The sequence below is a fragment of the Borborobacter xinjiangensis genome (assembly GCF_047739745.1).
In the GTDB taxonomy this organism is placed as follows: Bacteria; Pseudomonadota; Alphaproteobacteria; order Rhizobiales; family Rhizobiaceae; genus Pseudaminobacter.
In genome coordinates, this window is sequence record NZ_JBLLVA010000001.1 from 422,027 (window position 1) to 437,156 (window position 15,130).

The window sequence follows — 15,130 nt, forward strand, 5'->3', positions numbered from 1 at the left end:
AGCAGTCCGCTACCGCATCGGAAGTCGCGCCGAATATGGCCTACAGTCTGGAATAATTCCAGATATGAATCGCAATACCTACGTTTTTTGTCAACTTTCAACCGACAGGTGAGCCGACGGCTGGCCTCAAGAAGGTTGCAAACTTTGGTGCAGTGCACAATATAAGCCTTGTCCAGAGTCGTCGACTTGGGGGAGGAACCCACGAGGAACGCGATATGCACCACAATGCATCCTGCCCGGTTCCCCTGACGGGAACCATTCGTCAACTGAGGCCCTCCGACCTGCCGCGTTTTCGCGAGCATCTGCTGAGGCTTGATGCCGCGAGCCGCCGGGACCGTTTCAACGGCTCTCTGAACGACAAGTTCATCGCCGCCTATGCCGACCGTTGTTTCGCCGATGGCGCGACCGTCATCGGCTATGTCGACGGCGAAAAGGTGCTGGGCGCCGCTGAATTGCACGAACGCCCGGAACTGGCGGAGCCGACCGGGGAGATCGCCTTCAGCGTCGAATGTGAGCTTCAGAACCGCCGCATCGGCGGGCAGCTTTTTGCCAGGCTGATCGCAAATGCGCGCGGGCTCGGCTACACGAGGCTGCTCGTCACCACACATCCCCAGAACGAGGCAATGAAGGCGCTGGCGCGAAGGTTCAATGCCAGGCTGACATTCGAGGCCGGCGAGACCGTGGGCGTGATCGAGCTCGATCGCTCTCCATTCGCCGAACATGGAGCAGTTGACCTTCATCGACCATTCGGGGTTTCGCCGGTAAGATACGGCCAGGCTGCCTTGTAATCCCGTCGGGCGGCGCGGATGTTGGATTGACCGGCATCGTCAAACGGATCACTCCATGCGTTCGACCGAAACACCGCCCGGCTTTCGCAACGATGTCGAAAAGCTTCAAGCTCTCAGGCGCACCAAATTTATAGCCACTGGCGCGCTGTGTCTGTGCGTGGCGGTCTTTTTGGTTGCGAAAACCCTTGAATCACGCTGGCCGGCACTTGGGTTTGTCGCGGCCTTCGCTGAGGCGGCGACCATTGGCGGCCTGGCAGACTGGTATGCGGTCGTTGCCCTGTTCAAGCGACCGCTGGGCCTGCCCATACCGCATACGGCGATCATACCGGCGAACCAGAACCGCATCGCCGAAAACCTCGGTCGATTCATCGAAGTCAATTTCCTTGCGGCCGATCCGGTGCGCAAAAAGCTGAACGAGGTCGACTTTTCCGCGCTCGTTGCCGATTGGCTCGCCGACCCCGAACGCGCGGAAGGATTGTCGCGCTTCGTTGCGCGGCTTGTGCCTCAGACGCTGGCGGCAATCGACCAATCGGGCTTGCGGACCTTCGTCGCCGAGCGGCTGACGGAGCAGGTGCAAAAAGTGCAGGTGGCACCGCTTGCCGCCGAACTGCTGTCTGCCTTCACCGATGATCGCCGGCACCAGAAACTGCTCGACGAGTTCACCAGGGTGATCGGAGGTTTTCTCTCCGATGAAGAGGCGCTCGAGGCAATGCGCGACAGGATTCGCAGCGAATTGCCGTCGCTGTTCAACCTGTTTCGAGCCGATGCCTACCTCTTGAAGAAGATCGTCGCTTCGGCGGCTGCGCTCCTTGAGGAGGTTCGTGCCGACCAGGACCATCCCGTGCGGCAGGAATTCGACCGCTTCGTGCAGAAATTCATCGAGGATTTGCGCCAGTCGAAAGCCTACGCACGGCGCGCCGAGAAGGTGAAGCGCGATTTTCTCGCGCGGACGGAACTGAAGTCTATGGCGCAGGACATGTGGCAGAGCCTGCGGCTTCTGATCGCGCAGGATGCGGTCGCTCCCGATTCGAAAATCCGTGCCCACCTTGCCGGCATGTTCGTCGAGGTCGGTCGTCAGCTCGCAAGCGACGAAAAAATCCGCGCGGATATGAATCAGGGCTTCGTGGTGGCGCTTTCGTCTTTCGTTGAAAGCCAGAAAAGCGGCGTTTCGGACTTTATCGCCGAGCAGGTAAAGGGCTGGGACCTTGCGCAACTGACCCGCCTGATCGAGCTGAATATCGGCCGCGACCTTCAATATATCCGCTTCAACGGCATGCTGATCGGGGGAATCGCCGGTCTGGTGCTTCACACCGTCGAGCGCACTTTGCTTGCGAATTGACCGCGCCGGCTATTGGCCTATTCTTGGAGGACGTTGCTCGTCGGTGAGGAGGAAACCATGGCCAAACAGCCAGAGTCAGACAGTTTTCTCGACATGTTCAGCAAATTCGGCCAGGACCTGAAAATGCCGCGCATGGATGTCGAGGCGATCCTCGCCCATCATCGTAAGAACCTGGAAGCATTGCAGAAATCCTTTTCCGCATCGGCTTCCGGGGCGTCTGCGGTCATGGCCCGGCAGCGCGCGGCACTGCAGGAGACATTGCACGATATGGCGGAGATGGCGCAAAGCTACCGCGCCGCGAACGCGCCGAGAGAGATGATGACCAGGCAGGCTGATTTTGCTCACCGCATGTTTGAGGCGGCGGTGAGAAATGCCAGCGAGGTCTCGGCCATCGTCAGCAAGTCGGGAAATGAGTCCATCGACATACTGCGCCAGCGAATTCGTGAGTCGATGGAGGAAATCCGGCGCGGCTATGAGGACAGGAAGTAGCGCGCTCCGGTTTCCTGCGTGTGCGGGGGATGTGACGATGACCGATACGGATGCAGCCGGCTCGCCACAGCCGTTCGCCGGCGCTGAGAACGCGGAGTCAGCCAAACCACCCCTGACATTTGCCGCGATGAAGGAAATGGCGGGGCAGGAACTCGGCGTTTCGCATTGGGTCACGGTCGGCCAGGACCGGATCGACAGTTTCGCCGATTGCACCGGCGACCATCAGTGGATTCATGTCGACCCGACTCGGGCTCGTCGCGAAAGCCCGTTCCGTACCACCATCGCGCATGGTTATCTGACGCTGTCGATCATCGGTGCGCTCGGCCAGGAGATAGGCGCCCTGCCGGAAAACACGCAGGCCGCCTTCAACTATGGGCTGGACAGCGTGCGCTTCGTCTCGCCCGTCCGGGCTGGTGCGCGCATTCGTCTACGCGTCACGATGATGTGGATGGAAGACAGGGGACCGGGCCAATATCTGATGAAGGCCAGCAACGTCGTGGAAATCGAAGGCGAGGAGCGACCGGCGCTCGTCGCCGAGACGCTGGTGATGCTCTACGAGCGGCGCAAGAAAAAAGCCTGATCACTTGCGAGTGTGGTGGATTTGAAGTTCTTGTCACCTGCATGGCATCCGCGTTCAGGAACGTCAAAATCCGTAAACCCACACTAGCCTGATCCGCTCATTCCGCATCAGGCTGGTTTTTCGGCGCGGCCTTGATGAACGCCGGTAGTGCCATGCAGGCATCATGAATGCGTGCGATGGTCGGGTAAGGCTCCATATCGAAATTATAGCGGGTATTGTTGACGACCTGGGCGGCGAGGCAGATGTCTGCGAGCCCCGGCGTGTCGCCATGGCAGAATTTGCCGGTTTCCTTGCTCTCGGAAAGAATCTTCTCAAGCGGTTGGAAGGTTTCATTTACCCAATGCCTGAACCAGTTTGCGACATCATCGTCACTGGCGCCGAATAGCGTGCGCAGCGAGGTCAGTATGCGCAGATTGTTGATCGGGTGAATGTCGCAGGCGATCATCTGCGCAATCATCCTTACCCGCGCCCTGCCGGCTGGATCGGTTGGCAGCAATGGCGGTTCGGGTACGCTTTCGTCCAGGAACTCGATGATCGCCAGCGATTGAACCAGAAGCGTGCCGTCGCTCCAGATCAGCGCCGGCACGAACCCTTGTGGATTGACGGCGAGATAGGAGGGCTCATGATGTTCGCCGTGGCGCAGGTGATGCGGGACGTAGGTGTAGTCCAGACCCTTCATTTCAAGCGCGATCCGCACCCTGTAGGATGTCGAGGAGCGATAATAGTTGTGCAGCACGATCTTGTTCATCGCGGTGGCCTCCGTTGCGTCGAAGGGGCCGTATCGGCGCCTGCGCGCGCATGATAGAGCGATCGATGTACTAATTGCCAATAATCGCTTGCGAAGCCCTCGGCTACTCTCGAAACTTGCGTAATGAATCGAGGATTTGGAAAATATGTCTCCTTTGGCCCGGGGCGGGTGGCCGGCGACATTGCGTGCTTCGTACGTTTCCATGATGGAGGGTGTCGATGAACGCCATCAATGAGACCGCCCGCTTCCTGATTATCGATGATCACCCGCTGTTTCGCGAGGCGCTGCATAGCGCCGTGCGCATGGCCTATCCGGATGTCGATACGGTCGAGGCCCGCTCCATTACCGAGGCAATGACCCTGCTTGCCGACACCAAGCCCTTCGACCTTGCATTGCTCGATCTCAGCATGCCGGACGTGCATGGTTTTGACGGGCTGCTGCAGCTTCGCACGCGCCATCCGCGACTGCCGGTGGTTATCGTTTCGGGCCATGAGGAGCCGAAGATCATTTCGGAGGCGCTGTCCTACGGGGCGGCAGGTTTCATTCCCAAATCGGCCCGCAAGGGAGACCTCGCCGCAGCCATCCGTGCTGTGATGGAAGGCGCGATCTACGTGCCGGAGAACTATGAAAGCCAGCCGCCGGACCCCGAAAGCGCTGACCGGGCCGAAATGGTTCGCCGGCTGGCGAAACTGACGCCACAGCAATTGCGGGTCCTTCAGATGCTGCGGCAAGGGCTTCTCAACAAGCAGATCGCCTTCGAGCTCCAGGTCGGCGAAACGACAGTCAAGGCGCATGTTTCGGAAATTCTGCGCAAGCTCAATGTCTACAGCCGCACCCAGGCGGTCATCGAGGTGTCGAAACTCGACAACGCAGATCTGTTTCGCGAGCAGCCATTGTAGGTGTGTTGGTATTCAGGCCATGGCGGTCTGAACCTCAACACACCCTGGCGCGACCCTTCGTGGTCTCAGGCAAGCAGGTGCGCCATCAACGCCCTTAGCTGTGCAGGTTTCAACGGCTTGCGCATCAATTCGACGCCTGCCTCCCGCGCGGTGCGCGCCACCTGATCCGACGGGTCGCCGGTGACGATCAGCGCAGGAACCGGACGGTCAAGATATCGCCTCACATTGGCGATGGTAGAGGTGCCGAGATCGTCATCGTCCAGATGCTGATCGGCGATGATGATGTCGGGGACCCAGGCCGCATCGGCAAGAGCCGCCAGGGCCTGTGCCGAGGAGGCCGCCGTTTTCACCGTGCACTGCCAGCGCTCGATAAGCGCGGTCATGGCGGCGAGCACATCGACGTCGTTTTCGACCAGAAGAACCTTGGTGCCGAACAGGCCGTAGCCGCGCGGCCGCTCCGGCTCGCGGGAAGGCACGGAGTGGTCCACGGCCGCCGCCGCGGCGGCAGGTACATCGAGATGAAACACCGTGCCGCGTCCGACGACCGAATGAAAGGCGATCGGATGGCCGAGCGCGTTGGTCATGCGACGCACGATTGACAGGCCGAGACCGAGACCGCCGGACGATTCGATGTCCGGCGGGATGGACCCACGATGGAACTCCTCGAATACCGCCTCGCGCTGATCATGGGGGATGCCGCAACCGGTGTCCATGACATCGATCCTGATCGTCTGACCTCGATGCCGTACGCTGACCTGAACGCCGCCGGTGCGGGTGTAGCGCACCGCATTGGAAACGATGTTCTGCAGAATGCGCCGCAGGAGCGCGCGGTCGGATCGCACCACGGCGTTGTCGGCGCGAAACCGCAATTTCAACCCCTTCAGGGCGGCCAGCGGCTGGAAGTCCGATTTCAGTGATGAAAAAAGAGGATCAAGCGAGACGTCGCTTATTTCCGGCTCGACGACGCCGGCGTCGAGCTTGGAGATGTCGAGCAGCGTGTGGAGCAGGTCCTCCATCGTTTGCAACGATCGCTCGACCTGGCGCACCAGCTTTTTGCCTTCGTCGCTCGTCTGGATTTCGGAGAGCGCGGAAATCGAAAGATGCGCGGCGTTCAGCGGCTGCAGGATGTCGTGGCTGGCAGCCGCAAGGAACCTTGTCTTCGACAGGTTGGCGCGCTCGGCGTTTTCCTTTGCGGCCACGAGGTCAATGTTCGACACTTCCAGCCGTCGCAGCGTCGAGCGCAGTTCCTCGGTGCGGCTGCGCACACGGGTTTCCAGATTGATCGCTGTTTGGAACAGCGAAAACGCGTTGCCCTGCTGATCCATCGACCGCTCGACGCGCGACAGCAGCGCCTGGTTGATCTTCTTGAGCTTTTCGATGTCGTCTATCTGGCGGACTGGCATGGATATTCTCGTTATTCCGCTGCCTGCCTCTGCCCGAAGGCAATTCCGACGAATGTCTGGTTGAGATGCATCGATCTGTATTGCTCGCCATATGTTCCGAAGCCGATGACATTATTGGCGCGATACAGTTCCGAAATTTCGCGGAAAACCTGGCGGTTGCGCGCGTCGAGCCGCCGCAGCACGCAGTCGAAGCCGAGCACGACATCGATGCCGCCCAGCCTTTCGTTGACGTTTTTCAGCGCGGTCCTGGTTGACTCCACCATGCCTGTCGGCTCGGCTATCGAAAGCACGATGCCATCATCGATGGCGCAGAAAAAGGACAGCGAGCCATCGGCATTCATCTTCTGGATCGAGCGGCAGTAGTATTCGCCGCCCACCCGCACGACAACCGGATGCGAGGCAAAGCTCAACGGGGTCATGGCGCCGTGGGCGATGCCGACGGCAGCGGCAAATTCTTCCGCCGCGCTGCCGGCATTGAATTCGCGCACCAGGCGCCTGTCCGGCTCGGAAGCGGTGACGACAAGCTTCTGATCGGTCGGCACGAAGTTTTCTGTCTTGAAGACATGGAACGGAACGTCGGTCGCGATCAGCACGACTACCGCGCAATCCTTGTCGACGCAGCCGTTGGAAAGCAGTTCCGTGGTTTCGAATTTCAGGTCATCGCCGGCCGACCCGCCAAGCAGGGGAATGTCGTCGAGGCCCCAGTGGATCGCCGATGTCACCGCTTCTTCGGCATAGGAGAGACCATCGATCAGGCACAGGGCGAAGACGTTGGCCGAGTCGGTCGAGCCGATCTGGGCGTAAAGTCTGCGGCGCAGTTCCTCGACCTCGCCTGCGATATCCTCCATGCCCGAGGCCGAAAGGTTTCTCACCATGGTGCTGACGGCGGTAAAGCGGCGGCGGGGAAAAAGAACCGCTATCACATGGCCTTCCTCGAGACCCGCCGGCGTTATCTCGCCAGCCGTCGAGCAGCCGGCATAGGCAAGGTCGGGCGCGTGCCTTGCCAGCGCTTCGGCCAGGCCTTCGGCGTCCATGAGTTCGCGCGAGTAGAACAGGAGGCTGAAGCCGGCGTCCATTTCGGCGGCTTGCCTGGCCATTGCACGCGCGAATTCGTCCGCATCGGCAAGATCACTCGCCAGCGTCGAGAGGCCACAGGCATAGCTTGTGTGCGAACAGACCAGCGCAGTCTCTCCCTACCTCGCTCGGCGCGCTTTTGCCGTTTCCCGCAGACGTGCCGTCTCCCCACGGACCCGTCTTGCATATTCTTGCCTCGGGGGACTAGTTTGGCAATGCTTGGGCGCGACGTTCGTATCCGAAAGTACACTATGCGGGTTTTGGAGCGGGCTGCATTCTCATTGTCAAGGGCCGCCAGAGCCCATGGCCATTGAACTGTGCGATGAGACGTTGAGGGAGGTTTCATGTCGGAAATATCGTTGATTGTGAACGGCCGGCAAGTTGGCGGCGTGGTTGAGGACCGCACGTTGCTCGTTCATTTTCTCAGGGAACATGTCGGGCTTACCGGCACGCATGTCGGCTGCGACACGTCGCAATGCGGGGCCTGCGTGGTTCATGTCGACGGCAAGGCCGTCAAATCCTGCACGATGCTGGCGGCCCAGGCATCGGGTTCGACCGTGCTGACGGTCGAGGGCCTCGCCAACGGGGCGGAGTTGCACCCTGTCCAGGCGGCGTTCAAGGAGCATCACGGGCTGCAATGCGGCTTCTGTACGCCGGGCATGATCATGACCGCCACGGATATGATCAATCGTCACCCCGAGGGGCTCGACGAAGCGACGGTTCGCGAGGAGCTCGAGGGCAATATCTGCCGCTGCACCGGTTATCACAATATCGTGAAGGCGGTGCTCGCGGCGTCGAAGACAATGGCCAAGGCGTCGAAAGGCAGGGCGAAGAAGGCGGCGTGAACTCGGTAAGTGGTGAATAGTGAATGGTGAATGGCCGGATTGTTGCCTGCCACAGAGCCGTTCTTAAGATCATTCACCATTTTCTCACCATTCACCTCAGGTTCCGGAGGAGAACTCTCAATGGGCATCGAAGGCGTTGGCGCACGCGTTGCGCGCAAGGAAGACAAAAGATTCATCACGGGGGCGGGCCGCTACGTCGACGACATGACGGTTCCGGGAATGAAGCATGCGGCTTTCGTGCGCAGCCCGCACGCCCATGCCGACATCAAGAAGATCGACGTCAAGGCAGCGCAGGCCATGCCGGGCGTCATCGGCGTCCTCACCGGTAAGGAACTGAAGGCGGACGGTATCGGGAATCTCATCTGCGGCTGGATGATCCATTCCAAGGACGGCTCGCCGATGAAAATGGGCGCGTGGTCGCCGCTCGCCGTGGACCGTGTGCGCTATGTCGGCGATGCGGTCGCCATCGTGGTCGCCGACACCAAGGGGCAGGCACGCGATGCGGCCGAAGCGGTCGAGATCACCTACAAGGAACGCAAGGCAGTGGTAGACGCGGCCGACGCGCTCAAGAAGGGCGCGCCGCAAATCCATCCGGAGGCCGAGAACAACCTGATCTTCGATTGGGACATCGGCGATGCCGATGCCACGGAGGCGGGTTTCGCCAAGGCTGCCCATGTCGTCAAGCTCGATCTCGTCAACAATCGCCTCGTTCCGAACGCGATGGAGCCGCGCGCGGCACTCGGCCACTACGACAAGGCCGAAGATCACTATACTTGCTGGACGACCAGCCAGAACCCGCATGTGGCGCGCCTTGTCATGAGCGCCTTCTACAATGTCGCGCCGGAAAACAAGCTGCGAGTGATCGCGCCGGATGTCGGCGGTGGCTTCGGCTCGAAAATCTACATCTACCCGGAAGAGATCGTCTGCCTTTGGGCGTCGAAAAAGACCGGCGTTCCGGTGAAATGGGTGGGCGACCGTACCGAGAGCTTCCTGACCGACGCGCATGGCCGCGACCACCATACCCATGCGGAGATGGCGTTCGACGCAGATCACAAGATTCTCGGCTTCAAGGTAGAGACGAAGGCCAATCTCGGTGCCTATATGTCGCTGTTCTCGTCGGCGACGCCGACCTATCTCTACGCCACGCTGCTGTCGGGGCAGTACGATATCCCCGCGATCCATGCCAATGTGAAGGCAATCTACACCAACACCGCGCCGGTCGATGCCTATCGCGGGGCCGGACGTCCGGAAGCCGCCTATACGATCGAGCGGATGATGGAGACGGCGGCGCGCCAGTTCGGCATCTCGCCCGCCGAGCTTCGCCGCAAGAACTTCATCACCTCGTTCCCGCACCAGACGCCGGTCATCATGTGCTATGACGCGGGCGATTTCGCCACGTCGCTCGATGCCGCCATGAAGGCGGCCGACTATGAGGGGTTCGAAAAGCGCCGCAAAGACGCGAAGAAGGCCGGCAAGCTGCGTGGTATCGGGATAAGCTGCTACATCGAAGCTTGCGGGATTGCGCCATCGGCCGCGGTCGGCTCGCTCGGCGCCGGCGTCGGCCTTTGGGAATCCGCCGAAGTGCGGGTGAACGCGGTCGGCACGATCGAGGTGCTCACCGGCTCGCACAGCCATGGCCAAGGGCATGAGACGACTTTCGCCCAGCTCGTCTCGCAGCGTCTCGGTGTGCCGCTCGAGCAGGTTTCCATCATCCATGGCGACACCGACAAGGTGCAGATGGGCATGGGCACTTACGGCTCGCGCTCCGGTGCGGTCGGCATGAGCGCGCTTTCGAAGGCGCTCGACAAAGTCGAAGCCAAGGCGAGAAAGATTGCCGCCCATCTGATGGAGGCGGACGAAAGCGATATCGTCATCGAAAATGGCGCCTGCAAGGTCGCCGGTACCGACAAGAACGTGCCGTGGTTCCAGGTCGCGCTTGCTGCTTACACCGCGCACAACCTGCCCGGCGACATGGAGCCTGGGCTGAAGGAGACCGCATTCTACGATCCGGCGAATTTCACCTTCCCGGCGGGTTGCTATATCTGCGAAGTCGAGGTCGACCCTGAGACCGGGTCGACGAAGATCGTCCAGTTCGTCGCGGCGGACGATTTCGGCAATATCATCAATCCGATGATCGTCGAGGGCCAGGTTCATGGCGGACTTGCGCAGGGCATCGGCCAGGCGTTGCTCGAGGGCGCGCATTACGACGCGAGCGGGCAGCTTTTGACGGCGAGCTATATGGACTACACGATGCCACGCGCCGGCGACCTGCCGTATTTCCAGGTCTCCACCTCCAACACGCCGTCGCCTTCCAATCCGCTTGGCATGAAGGGTTGCGGCGAGGCCGGCGCGATCGGATCGCCGCCTGCCGTCATCAACGCGATCACCGACGCCATCGGCAACAACGAGCTGACCATGCCGGCAACGCCGCAAAAGGTCTGGGCGGCCTTACAAGCAGCAACGAAGCACTGAGGAGGACGGATCATGTATCAGGTCAATTACCGCCGAGCCTCCTCGATCACAGAGGCTGCAAAGCTTGCCAAGGGCGGCGACGCCAAGTTCCTGTCGGGGGGCATGACGCTGATCCCGGCCATGAAGACGCGCCTGGCAGCGCCTTCTGACCTTATCGACCTGGCGCACGTCCAGGAAATGAAAGGCATCAAGGTTTCCGGCAAGACGGTGACCATTGGCGCGGCCACGACGCATGCCGAAGTGGCCAGTGACGAAAAGCTCAAGAAGGTCGCGCCTGCTGTCGCGCGCCTTGCCGGCCTGATCGGCGATCCGGCCGTGCGCCACAAAGGCACCATCGGCGGCTCGATCGCCAACAACGATCCGGCTGCGGACTATCCGGCGGCTTTGCTGGCGCTCGGCGCCACGATCGTCACCAACAAACGCCAGATCGTGGCCGACAAGTTCTTCAAGGGCCAGTTCGAAACGGCGTTGAAGGACGACGAGATCGTCACCGCGGTTACCTTTACCGCACCGGCGAAGGCTGCTTACGAGAAATTCCGGAACCCGGCATCGCGCTACGCCATCACAGGCGTGTTCGTGGCAAAGGGCAAGGAGGGGGTGCGCGTGGCGGTCACCGGATCGGGCGACGACGGCGTCTTTCGCTCCAAGGAAATCGAAGCGGCGCTTGGCAAAAAATTCGATGCCTCGGCGCTCGACGGAATGCAGCTCTCGTCCGCCAATCTGATGAGCGACATTCACGCCTCGGCGGAATATCGCGCTCATCTGATTGTGGTGATGGCCAAGCGCGCGGTAACCGCGGCCAACGCTTGAATGTCATCGAACCGCAACCGGAAGGGGCCTTGACGGCCCCTTTCTGTTCGATGCACGAGATTTCGATTTCATGCATTTCGATCTTGAGAAGCGATGCTCTATACCGCCGCGTGGCGAAATGGTTCGCCGGAAAATTCGCTGGGCGGTGACGCGTGACCACCTATGTAAAGATTGCCGCCGGTCTTCTGTTCATGCTTGCGCTGGCCGCCTTTGGCGTCTGGTACTACACGACCTCGCTCGGCCGTGAAGCGTTGCGCGATGTTGCCACGCAGGCGCAACTCTGCAAGACAGCGGCATGTTCCGAGGGCATGGAGGAGGCCGCTGCCTATCTTGCCGAGGAGTACGGGCTGACGCCGCGACTGGTCGAATGGTGCGTCGGCGTCGACACGCTCTCGGAGCGTTCAGGCAAAGCCGGATTGGTGAACCGCTCCTGGTGGATCGATCTGCTCTATCAGCCCTGTGGAGAGCCTCTGATCGAATAGGCGATGCCCCTCACGGTTTGACAGGGCCGGCAACCGGCGGATACGAGAACCAACCGCAAGAACAGGCATCAAGATGATCCCGAGTCACGGCAATCCCGAAGATCCCGGCCCCGGCCTCTACGCCGGCCGAGTGCTTGCGGTTGCACCCATGATGGATTGGACCGATCGTCACTGCCGCTTCTTTCATCGCCAGCTTACGCGTCGCGCGCTGCTCTATAGCGAAATGGTGGTGGCCGACGCGGTGATCAACGGTAATCGCGAACGTCTCCTTGGCCTTTCGCCGGAAGAACATCCGGTAGCACTCCAGCTTGGCGGCTCGGATCCGGCCAAGCTGGCCCAGGCGGCGCGCATTGGCGAGGATTTCGGTTATGACGAAATCAACCTCAATGTCGGCTGCCCATCGGACCGCGTTCAGTCGGGAACGTTCGGCGCCTGTCTGATGAAGACGCCGGCGCTCGTGACCGAGTGCGTGGCGGCAATGAAAGACGGAAGCAGGGTTCCGATTACGGTGAAATGCCGCATCGGCGTGGATGACCAGGACCCGGAGACGGCACTCGATGCGCTTGCGGACGGCGTTTTCGCCGCCGGCGCCGATGCGCTGTGGGTGCATGCCCGCAAGGCATGGCTGGAGGGGCTCAGCCCGAAGGAAAATCGCGATATTCCGCCGCTCGATTATGAACGGGTCTATCGCCTGAAAAAGAGATATCCGAATCGATTCATCGGCATAAACGGCGGCATCAACACGCTGCATGAGGCGCAAAACCATCTCGACCATGTCGATGGTGTGATGCTCGGCCGTGCCGCCTATCACACGCCCGGCATACTTGCGTTCGTCAATGCGGAGCTCTTCGGTGATGCCGGCGAGGTCGATTGCATGGCGGTTATCGACGCAATGGGTGCATATGCCGCCCGTCATATTGCACAAGGGGGCCGGCTCGCCCACATCACGCGCCATATGGTCGGACTGTTTCACGGATTGCCCGGCGCTCGCCGCTTCAGGCAGATTTTGTCCACCGATGCTACGCGCCCGGGAGCGGGACCGGAAGTCCTGCAAAGCGCGCTCGCGGCCATCGACTTCGATCGCGCCGGCAAGGCAGCCTGAATTCCCTTAGATTTTGCGTCAGTCCCGAAGGATCATACGATCGCCACGCATGTCGAAGCCCGACAGCGAGCCGATGAAATTCATGCCGAGCAAGCTCTGCCCGAGCATGCCGGGTGCAGCGACCAGCAACGGCATGTTGCGCCGGGTAATCCGGCCAAGCTTGATTTCGCTTGCCACGACGCGAGCGGCAGTGGTGGTGCCATTGGCAGTCGAAATCGGAATGGTGAAGGCGAGGTTTTCGACGCTGAAGCCGGCGCGCTCGGCGTCCGCGGCTGTAAGTACGGTGCTCGTGGCGCCGGTGTCGACGATCACCTGGATTTCCGTGCCGTCGACCGAGATCCGAGCGCCGAAATGCCCGTTTGACAGTTTGTCCAGCGTAACTGTCGTGCGGCCGTCCGCGTCGGTTAGCGACAGCGGACTGCCGGGCACCAGCCCGACGGTCACGCGATTGGCAATGTCCTGCAACTCGTAGCGATACTGGTAACCCGCGACCAGAACGAGCACCACCAGCACCCAAAGCGCCAGATTGCGGGTCATATCGCCAAAGCGATGGCGCGAAGCGAGAATTCCGGCGCCGATTACCGCGCCGAGAACCCCGAGATAGAAGACCCGCCCCAGCGTGTCGGAGGAAATGCCCGAGGCATCGCCGCTGGCGTCATTGACGATGAGCAGGATCAGGCCGATCCCCATCACTGCCAGAACGATCCAGATTGCGCGGCTCATCGCAGCCCGCGTTGCTTCAACTGAGGGTTTCGCGTTCGCGCGCCATGCGCGCGCGCCGGGTCTCGCGCCGCGGCCGCCGCTCGACGGTTTCGAGGCGCCCGGGCAGCACGTCCATGACCTTGCTGCGTTGCTGGGGCGTCATCTCGATCCAGCCCGAGATTTCGTCACGCGTGCGACCGCAACCGAAGCAGTAGCCGGTTTTCATGTCCATGGAGCACACCAAGATGCACGGTGATTCAATCGCCGCCATTTCAGATTCCCGTTCGCCCGTTCCAAATGGGCCAGCCTGACGCGCAATGCAAGTCCTGAGCCTCACCTATTGTGCCACGGCGGCATCGCCGCTATGCCGCTGGCAACGACAGATTTGACGGGCATCACGACATGGTCAGTGCACTTCCCTTCGATGACTTCCGCAATCTTCTGGGAAAGCTGCCGGCTGGCGATGCCGTGGCAGCGACGAGAGTGCGCGCGCAATTCGACAAGGCTGACAAGCCGCAGGGCTCGCTCGGGCGGCTGGAGGAGATTGCGATGTGGCTGGCAAATTGGAGCGGTCGTCCTCCCGCGGTGAATCGGCCGCTTGTCGCAATTTTCGCTGCAAATCACGGCGTTGCGCGGCAGGGCATCTCGCCACGCCCCATCGAGGCGACGGCGCGCTCGGTCGAACTCAGCGCTGCCGGTGGCGCGGCCATCAATCAGGTTTGTCTGGCTTATGATGTCGGATTGAAGGTCTTCGATCTCGCCCTGCACCTGCCGACAGCCGACATAACCGAAGCCGCGGCACTCGATGAACAGGGGTGCGCGGCCACGATGGCCTTCGGCATGGAGGCCATCAATGGAGCCGATCTGCTTTGCATCGGCGATCTCGGCGTCGGTAATTCGACTGTCGCGGCAGCGGTTCTTGCAGCGATCAACGGCGGGAGCGGTGCGGATTGGGTGGGTGCGGGTTCAGGCGCGGATGCCGCCATGATCCGCCGAAAGGCAGAAGTCGTGGATGCGGCGCTGAAGCTGCATCGCGATCATCTGGCCGATCCGTTCGAGGTGCTACGGCGCGTCGGCGGACGTGAGATCGCGGCGATCTGTGGGGCCATCCTTGCTGCTCGGATGGAACGGGTGCCAGTCGTATTGGACGGCTTTGCGGCTATCGCGGCCGCATCCGTGCTCCACGCCGCCAGTTCGACCGCGCTTCAGCATTGCATGATTGCGCAGGCTTCTGACGAGCCGGGCTATGATCGGGCGATCCGCGAACTGGGCATCCAGCCGCTGCTTGATCTCGGCGTCACGCATGGGGAAGGAGTTGGGGCGGCACTGGCGGCCGGTATCGTCAAGGCTGCCGCCTTGTGCAGTTCGGGAATGGCCGCAGCACTTCGATAGTCGGC

16 protein-coding genes are annotated in these 15,130 nt (G+C 61.2%); 11 read left to right on the forward strand and 5 right to left on the reverse strand.

Annotated elements, in window-relative coordinates; translation table 11 throughout:
* The first annotated feature begins 215 nt into the window (after positions 1 to 215).
* The 4 genes from ACLKMW_RS01990 to ACLKMW_RS02005 all read left to right on the forward strand — a co-directional run bounded on the left by ACLKMW_RS01990 (position 216) and on the right by ACLKMW_RS02005 (position 3,196).
* The gene (locus tag ACLKMW_RS01990; RefSeq protein WP_415722692.1) at positions 216 to 788 is read left to right on the forward strand and encodes a GNAT family N-acetyltransferase; all 573 of its coding nucleotides are present in this window, start codon (positions 216 to 218) and stop codon (positions 786 to 788) included.
* 55 nt (positions 789 to 843) lie between these two features.
* Positions 844 to 2,127, forward strand: coding sequence for a DUF445 domain-containing protein (locus ACLKMW_RS01995; RefSeq protein WP_415722693.1), 1,284 nt, complete (start codon positions 844 to 846; stop codon positions 2,125 to 2,127).
* A 57-nt stretch (positions 2,128 to 2,184) separates the two neighbouring features.
* On the forward strand, positions 2,185 to 2,616 hold the full coding sequence (locus tag ACLKMW_RS02000) for a phasin family protein (RefSeq protein ID WP_415722694.1): 432 nt from the start codon (positions 2,185 to 2,187) through the stop codon (positions 2,614 to 2,616).
* A 127-nt stretch (positions 2,617 to 2,743) separates the two neighbouring features.
* On the forward strand, positions 2,744 to 3,196 hold the full coding sequence (locus ACLKMW_RS02005; protein ID WP_415722752.1) for a MaoC family dehydratase: 453 nt from the start codon (positions 2,744 to 2,746) through the stop codon (positions 3,194 to 3,196).
* Between the two features lie 97 nt (positions 3,197 to 3,293).
* Here ACLKMW_RS02005 and maiA read toward each other — a convergent pair whose 3' ends face one another.
* On the reverse strand, positions 3,294 to 3,944 hold the full coding sequence (maiA, locus tag ACLKMW_RS02010) for a maleylacetoacetate isomerase (RefSeq protein WP_415722695.1): 651 nt from the start codon (positions 3,942 to 3,944) through the stop codon (positions 3,294 to 3,296).
* 218 nt (positions 3,945 to 4,162) lie between these two features.
* On the opposite strand from maiA, the gene ACLKMW_RS02015 reads away from it, so the two are divergent.
* Positions 4,163 to 4,843, forward strand: coding sequence for a response regulator (locus ACLKMW_RS02015; protein WP_415722696.1), 681 nt, complete (start codon positions 4,163 to 4,165; stop codon positions 4,841 to 4,843).
* Positions 4,844 to 4,908: 65 nt separating this feature from the next.
* On the opposite strand, the gene ACLKMW_RS02020 is transcribed toward ACLKMW_RS02015, so the two are convergent.
* Both ACLKMW_RS02020 and ACLKMW_RS02025 read right to left on the reverse strand, forming a co-directional pair.
* Positions 4,909 to 6,246, reverse strand: coding sequence for an ATP-binding response regulator (locus ACLKMW_RS02020; RefSeq protein ID WP_415722697.1), 1,338 nt, complete (start codon positions 6,244 to 6,246; stop codon positions 4,909 to 4,911).
* A gap of 11 nt (positions 6,247 to 6,257) precedes the next feature.
* Positions 6,258 to 7,343, reverse strand: coding sequence for an FIST N-terminal domain-containing protein (locus tag ACLKMW_RS02025; protein ID WP_415722698.1), 1,086 nt, complete (start codon positions 7,341 to 7,343; stop codon positions 6,258 to 6,260).
* A gap of 321 nt (positions 7,344 to 7,664) precedes the next feature.
* Between ACLKMW_RS02025 and ACLKMW_RS02030 the strand changes: the two genes are divergently transcribed.
* The 5 genes from ACLKMW_RS02030 (at position 7,665) to dusA (ending at position 13,031) form a co-directional block, all read left to right on the forward strand.
* Entirely contained in the window at positions 7,665 to 8,165 is a 501-nt protein-coding gene (locus ACLKMW_RS02030) for a (2Fe-2S)-binding protein (RefSeq protein ID WP_415722699.1), read from the forward strand.
* 120 nt (positions 8,166 to 8,285) lie between these two features.
* On the forward strand, positions 8,286 to 10,637 hold the full coding sequence (locus tag ACLKMW_RS02035; protein WP_415722700.1) for a xanthine dehydrogenase family protein molybdopterin-binding subunit: 2,352 nt from the start codon (positions 8,286 to 8,288) through the stop codon (positions 10,635 to 10,637).
* 12 nt (positions 10,638 to 10,649) lie between these two features.
* Positions 10,650 to 11,447 (forward strand): FAD binding domain-containing protein, encoded by a 798-nt coding sequence (locus tag ACLKMW_RS02040; RefSeq protein WP_415722701.1) that lies wholly within the window; start codon positions 10,650 to 10,652, stop codon positions 11,445 to 11,447.
* Positions 11,448 to 11,599: 152 nt separating this feature from the next.
* Entirely contained in the window at positions 11,600 to 11,929 is a 330-nt protein-coding gene (locus ACLKMW_RS02045; protein ID WP_415722702.1) for a hypothetical protein, read from the forward strand.
* 73 nt (positions 11,930 to 12,002) lie between these two features.
* Positions 12,003 to 13,031 carry a tRNA dihydrouridine(20/20a) synthase DusA gene (gene dusA / locus ACLKMW_RS02050; RefSeq protein WP_415722703.1) on the forward strand — a complete coding sequence of 343 codons (1,029 nt, stop codon included), beginning with the start codon at positions 12,003 to 12,005 and terminating at the stop codon, positions 13,029 to 13,031.
* Positions 13,032 to 13,049: 18 nt separating this feature from the next.
* On the opposite strand, the gene ACLKMW_RS02055 is transcribed toward dusA, so the two are convergent.
* Together ACLKMW_RS02055 and ACLKMW_RS02060 are read right to left on the reverse strand one after the other, a co-directional pair.
* Complete coding sequence (locus ACLKMW_RS02055) at positions 13,050 to 13,754, reverse strand: TIGR02281 family clan AA aspartic protease (RefSeq protein ID WP_415722704.1); 705 nt, start codon at positions 13,752 to 13,754, stop codon at positions 13,050 to 13,052.
* Positions 13,755 to 13,770: 16 nt separating this feature from the next.
* Positions 13,771 to 14,004: a DUF1289 domain-containing protein gene (locus ACLKMW_RS02060; protein WP_415722705.1), complete on the reverse strand. Its 234-nt coding sequence runs from the start codon at positions 14,002 to 14,004 to the stop codon at positions 13,771 to 13,773.
* Between the two features lie 131 nt (positions 14,005 to 14,135).
* Here ACLKMW_RS02060 and ACLKMW_RS02065 point away from each other — a divergent pair, with 131 nt between their 5' ends.
* Positions 14,136 to 15,125: a nicotinate-nucleotide--dimethylbenzimidazole phosphoribosyltransferase gene (locus tag ACLKMW_RS02065; protein ID WP_415722706.1), complete on the forward strand. Its 990-nt coding sequence runs from the start codon at positions 14,136 to 14,138 to the stop codon at positions 15,123 to 15,125.
* Positions 15,126 to 15,130: the final 5 nt, after the last annotated feature.

Excerpts from the sequence above, each read along its gene's own strand:
- ACLKMW_RS01990 (WP_415722692.1), top strand. The coding sequence starts at position 216 with ATGCACCACAATGCATCCTGCCCGGTTCCCCTGACGGGAACCATTCGT.
- ACLKMW_RS02035 (WP_415722700.1), top strand. The coding sequence starts at position 8,286 with ATGGGCATCGAAGGCGTTGGCGCACGCGTTGCGCGCAAGGAAGACAAA.
- ACLKMW_RS02040 (WP_415722701.1), top strand. The coding sequence starts at position 10,650 with ATGTATCAGGTCAATTACCGCCGAGCCTCCTCGATCACAGAGGCTGCA.
- ACLKMW_RS02020 (WP_415722697.1), bottom strand. The coding sequence starts at position 6,246 with ATGCCAGTCCGCCAGATAGACGACATCGAAAAGCTCAAGAAGATCAAC.
- ACLKMW_RS02055 (WP_415722704.1), bottom strand. The coding sequence starts at position 13,754 with ATGAGCCGCGCAATCTGGATCGTTCTGGCAGTGATGGGGATCGGCCTG.
- ACLKMW_RS02005 (WP_415722752.1), top strand. The coding sequence starts at position 2,744 with ATGAAGGAAATGGCGGGGCAGGAACTCGGCGTTTCGCATTGGGTCACG.
- dusA (WP_415722703.1), top strand. The coding sequence starts at position 12,003 with ATGATCCCGAGTCACGGCAATCCCGAAGATCCCGGCCCCGGCCTCTAC.
- ACLKMW_RS02025 (WP_415722698.1), bottom strand. The coding sequence starts at position 7,343 with ATGGCCAGGCAAGCCGCCGAAATGGACGCCGGCTTCAGCCTCCTGTTC.
- maiA (WP_415722695.1), bottom strand. The coding sequence starts at position 3,944 with ATGAACAAGATCGTGCTGCACAACTATTATCGCTCCTCGACATCCTAC.
- ACLKMW_RS02065 (WP_415722706.1), top strand. The coding sequence starts at position 14,136 with ATGGTCAGTGCACTTCCCTTCGATGACTTCCGCAATCTTCTGGGAAAG.
- ACLKMW_RS02015 (WP_415722696.1), top strand. The coding sequence starts at position 4,163 with ATGAACGCCATCAATGAGACCGCCCGCTTCCTGATTATCGATGATCAC.
- ACLKMW_RS01995 (WP_415722693.1), top strand. The coding sequence starts at position 844 with ATGCGTTCGACCGAAACACCGCCCGGCTTTCGCAACGATGTCGAAAAG.
- ACLKMW_RS02000 (WP_415722694.1), top strand. The coding sequence starts at position 2,185 with ATGGCCAAACAGCCAGAGTCAGACAGTTTTCTCGACATGTTCAGCAAA.
- ACLKMW_RS02030 (WP_415722699.1), top strand. The coding sequence starts at position 7,665 with ATGTCGGAAATATCGTTGATTGTGAACGGCCGGCAAGTTGGCGGCGTG.
- ACLKMW_RS02060 (WP_415722705.1), bottom strand. The coding sequence starts at position 14,004 with ATGGCGGCGATTGAATCACCGTGCATCTTGGTGTGCTCCATGGACATG.